This is a genomic window from Corynebacterium sp. p3-SID1761 (assembly GCF_055862885.1).
This window is the reverse complement of sequence record NZ_JBSQBJ010000035.1, coordinates 1-2,317: the sequence shown is the minus strand read 5'-3', so window position 1 is coordinate 2,317 and position 2,317 is coordinate 1. Positions and strand designations below refer to the sequence as shown.

Genomic DNA, 2,317 nt, shown 5'->3' with positions numbered 1-2,317 from the left:
AGTTACGCTCTCGGCACCTTGAGAAATAGCGGAATTAGAAATCAATGTAGAATAGTCCTCTCGAGAAATCATCTAGTAAAATCGGCGCATACCAAGAATATTGTTGGCTACATAATTCAGAATCATCTCCTCACTGACAGGCGCCGTTCGAAACAAACGGGCCGGCCAAAATAATTCTGAGACGCGATAATCCTTCGCAAATCCACTGTCAATCAGTTGGATTTCGTCTCTTGCATGATCCAAGAGGTTAGCCAGCGCAAGGCCAGCAATTCCTGCCCCTACAATGCCAATCTTCATTTTAGGCACTCCTTGTTTGGTCAATATAGCTCTGCCGGGCAAACACAGACCCCACCGCAACCATTAGAACCACTCCTAACGCCATGCATAGGCTTGCAATCGACAATCCGGTTAGATCGATGAGGTACCCACCTGCCAGAGGAACAACACTCGCAGCGGCATACGTACCCAAACTCAAAAGTGCTGTTGCTCCAGGCACCGAATCTTCGTCAACCTCTTGATGGATCAGTCCAAAGCTGCCCAAATTACTAATCCCTTGCCCTGCACCTATAAGTACCGCGCTTAGAATCAGGAACCATAAGCTCTGTTGCGTCATTGCTGCGCCAAAGATGCACATCGCCAACGCGATTAGCACCATAGAGAATCTGATGTGCGCAAGACTGTGGAGTCGACGGACTAGACTCTGCGCGATCGGGCTAACCGCATACATACCTCCTGCAATCAGGCCAGCACCCAGGGGGCCGCTTGTTTCACTAATTCCGTTGAGAAGTGTTGGAGACAGTGCCAAAACAATTCCAGCAGCCGTCATTCCCGGACCAAAAGCCCCAAGACCAGCAAGAACAACACGCTTGTCTTTCTTCCCCAGCCCCTTGTGGGGCAACAAGTCTCTCCTGGGCTTACGCTCCGTCTCCAGCTCTGTTCCGATCACTACCAGCGATATTGTGAGAAGGAGAGCCATAAGAACGAAAACCGTCTTCGTCGGCCATGGAGCCAACTGCGCAATCACGCCCGCAAACAGGGGCCCGGCGGCCAACCCTATTGCAATACCTAACGTAGCCGTGAGCGTAGCTTTAGAGGATTCATCCTTACTAGCCATACTTTGCACAGCAGATGGCCCTAGCACCAAGAGGGCTCCGGAGCACAGACCAGTGAGAATCCGAGCCAGTAGAAGTATTGGAATACTGTCTGCAAAGACGTAAAAGAGACAGGAAATAATACCGAGCACCACAGCCACTTGCTGCGTACGCTTCCTTCCCCAACTATCACTGAGCCCCGGTGCCAACAAGAAGGCTGGCGCGAGCCCTCCAAGGTACATGATGAAGATGAGCGTCAGTGTCCCTGCAGAGAAGCCAATATCCGCACGCCACAGTTCCATCAGCGGGGTCGCGAGGTTCGGCAGCATGAATCCAGCCACCAACGGAAACACATACAAAGCCAGAGGAAGTGTGCGACGTGTCATACTCCAACACTAACCCCCTCAGGGGGTTAGTTCAAGAGGTACTGTAGATTTTATGAATACTTCATCCACAAACCAGCTTCGCCAGCTTTCTTTTGTGTTTTATGGCGAGCGGCCTGCTCTTGACTTTGCGAATACCCTTCGGCGCCGTAAAGATCCGCTGCATCCTACGGTCGACCTTCTCGGCGATCGTTCTAACTTCGCCAGCTGGCTTAACCAAGCTCGCCGAGCAACGTCTTGGGCCCGCGAACTTCCTGAGCTTGTGGAAACTCCAATGCCGATTGATCAGGAAAGCGTTACGGCGCTTCGCGAGGCAGTTCTACTTTTGGCAGAGCATAGCCTCGGCATGAATACGCTCTCCTCATTCGAGTTAAATTCCACAATCGATGTACTCAACGAATGGTCCACTAGGCGACCTTTACTTCAGTTGGATACTCAATCCTTCTCTCCGCATCTGCTTCACAGTGAAGAGTCGGATCTTAGGAAGACACTGGCCAAGAATCTTGAGCTGGAGCAGGCATTAGGTTTTGTCGCTGCCGACGCGGTTGCACTTTTCGGAACTAATGACCGGCAGCGATTGAAGATATGCGGCCACGAGCGTTGTGGAATTCTCTTCGAGGATCGCTCTAACGGCCTGCGGAGGCAGTGGTGCTCGATGAAGGACTGTGGCAATCGGGCTAAAGCCCGTCGCTACTCTCATAACAAGTAACCCGGGCTCTTAACCAGCATCTATTCTGCACCAGTCAAAGAGAAAAACCCCGCCCCAAGGCTCCGTTAACAGCCTCAGAGACGGGATATAACTTGCAGGGGGTGCGAGAATGAGCACCCCCTAGATGTAGCTAA

General features: G+C 51.9%; 3 protein-coding genes. 1 reads left to right on the top strand and 2 read right to left on the bottom strand.

All coding sequences use genetic code 11. The features are described 5' to 3' along the window. Nucleotides 1-72: 72 nt before the first annotated feature. Together ACWXWJ_RS10220 and ACWXWJ_RS10215 are read right to left on the bottom strand one after the other, a co-directional pair. Complete coding sequence (locus ACWXWJ_RS10220; RefSeq protein WP_434817028.1) at nt 73-297, bottom strand: NAD(P)-binding protein; 225 nt, start codon at nt 295-297, stop codon at nt 73-75. A 1-nt stretch (nt 298) separates the two neighbouring features. Then, on the bottom strand, nt 299-1,477 hold the full coding sequence (locus ACWXWJ_RS10215; protein ID WP_473964344.1) for an MFS transporter: 1,179 nt from the start codon (nt 1,475-1,477) through the stop codon (nt 299-301). Nucleotides 1,478-1,529: 52 nt separating this feature from the next. Here ACWXWJ_RS10215 and ACWXWJ_RS10210 point away from each other — a divergent pair, with 52 nt between their 5' ends. Further along, nucleotides 1,530-2,183, top strand: a complete 654-nt coding sequence (locus tag ACWXWJ_RS10210) for a CGNR zinc finger domain-containing protein (protein WP_473964343.1) — start codon at nt 1,530-1,532, stop codon at nt 2,181-2,183. Nucleotides 2,184-2,317: the final 134 nt, after the last annotated feature.